We start from the raw sequence: 1,876 nt of genomic DNA, 5'->3' as shown, positions 1-1,876 counted from the left end.
TCACAGAAGAAGGTGCCGCAGTGTCTCCGATGATTCGCTATTGAGGTGGTTGCATTGCCTTCTGTTTGGGCTGAACCCAGTGTCCACCGTTGTCCTTTCGGGTCGTTAAGTCAGGATAGGTGAGTACCATCTCCAGCAACCCAGAGTGGCCATACTTCTGTGGAGAGAAACCGGGGTCACTTCGTCTCATGTATTGGCCAAGCGCTCCCAATCCGACCCACCCCTCCGATGATTCCGCTGCTAGCAGTGATACTGCTGCGATGATGGCTTTGGGCCTCCTCTTTGGGGTGGGCACGCTTGCTGCCTTCGTACTATCGGTTTCGGGCGGCGAATACTCGAAAAACTGATCACTAGCGTTTCTCAAGGCATCTGGCGTTTTCTCTTCTCCGACAATACAGACAGTTGCTCCCCGCTCGCGTAGTTTCCTGCAAAGGTATGCAAAATCTGAATCGCTGGTGACAAGGCAGTAGGTATCTGCACGTTCATCGAACAAGTCCTCAATTGCATCAAGCGCCAGCGCGATGTCGGATGTGTTCTTGCCAGCCGCATACTGGTATTGAAGACAAGGTGTGAAAGCGAGCCGAACCAGAGCCTCTTGCCATTTGTTGGCCAAGGTTGCATGGTTCCCATAACCTCTTCTGACGACCACGCGGCCAAACTGCACGACGACACGAAGCGCATACTCAAGAATGTCTGGCGACGTGTTGTCACAATCGACGAGGACGGCTACCCGGTCGCCATTTTTTGACATGTCGGACATGGCTTTCCTAATCTGTTTTGGATTATGGAGCGTACCACAACGGCATTTGCGCCTGAGTCCGACGAATGCAATACGGGTACCTCACTCGAAGCGCAACGCCACGATCGGATCAAGCCTTGCCGCGCGCCGGGCCGGCATGTAGCCGAAGATGACGCCGATGGCGGCGGAGAAGGCGAGCGCGATGAGGTTGATGCTCGGGTTGAAGAGGAAGGGCATGCTCATCAGCGTTGAGAGGCCGAGGCAGGCGAAGAAGGCGAGGATGATGCCGACCAGTCCGCCGAGCGCCGAGAGGACGACGGCTTCGATCAGGAACTGCAGCAGCACTTCGTGTTCGAGCGCGCCGATGGCGAGCCGGATGCCGATCTCGCGCGTCCGTTCGGTGACCGAGACCAGCATGATGTTCATGATGCCGATGCCGCCGACGAGCAGGCTGACCGCGGCGACGGCGCCGAGCAGGCCGGTCATCGTGCGGATGGTGCCGGAGAGCGTTTCGGCGATCTGTTTGGTGTCCATGATGCTGAAGTTGTCGTCGGCGTTCTCGGCCAGTTTGCGCCGCTCGCGCATGAGCAGGCGAATCTGTTCCATCGTCGTCGTTGCATTGACGCCATCGCGCATCGAGAGCATCAGCGTCGACACGTCGGTCGTCCCGGTCAGGCGGCGTTGCGCGGTGCGGATCGGCATCAGCACGACGTCGTCCTGATCCTGCCCCATCGCGCCCTGGCCCTTGGCGGCGAGCGTGCCGATGATCTGGCAGGAGAAGTTCTTCACGCGGATCTCGCCGCCGAGCGGCGAGGCGTTGCCGAACAGCTGCTTCTTCACCGTGGCGCCGATGACGCAGACGGCCTTGCCGGCGGCTTCTTCGTCGTCCTCGAACTGGCGTCCGGCGTCGATTTTCCAGTTGCCGGCGGTGAAGTAGGCGTTGCTTGTCCCGTTGACGGTCGATTGCCAGTTCTGCGCGCCGGCGACCAGCGTCACCTTGCTGCCGACGACGGGTGCGACGGCCTTGAGCGAAGGCACCTGGTTCTCGATGGCCTCGACGTCGGCGAGCTTGAAGGCGGGTGCGCCGGCACTGTCGCGCCCCGGTCCGAGATTCTGGCCCGGACGCAGGATCAGCAA

Annotated in this window: 2 protein-coding genes; both read right to left on the bottom strand. The window is 60.1% G+C overall.

Annotation, left to right across the window (positions count from 1 at the left end; all coding sequences use genetic code 11):
- Nucleotides 1-37 precede the first annotated feature (37 nt).
- A complete protein-coding gene (locus KBA32_RS08555; protein WP_294357497.1) occupies nucleotides 38-760 on the bottom strand; it encodes an NYN domain-containing protein in 723 nt (240 codons plus the stop codon).
- Nucleotides 761-841: 81 nt separating this feature from the next.
- A partial coding sequence (locus KBA32_RS08550) for an ABC transporter permease (RefSeq protein WP_294357494.1) occupies nucleotides 842-1,876 on the bottom strand: 1,035 nt, incomplete at its 5' end.

The sequence above is a fragment of the Propionivibrio sp. genome (assembly GCF_017995515.1).
Classification (GTDB): Bacteria; Pseudomonadota; Gammaproteobacteria; order Burkholderiales; family Rhodocyclaceae; genus Propionivibrio.
This window is presented reverse-complemented; position numbering and strand designations above follow the sequence as displayed.

Coding starts and splice junctions, on each gene's coding strand:
- KBA32_RS08555 (WP_294357497.1), bottom strand. CDS start 760: ATGTCCGACATGTCAAAAAATGGCGACCGGGTAGCCGTCCTCGTCGAT.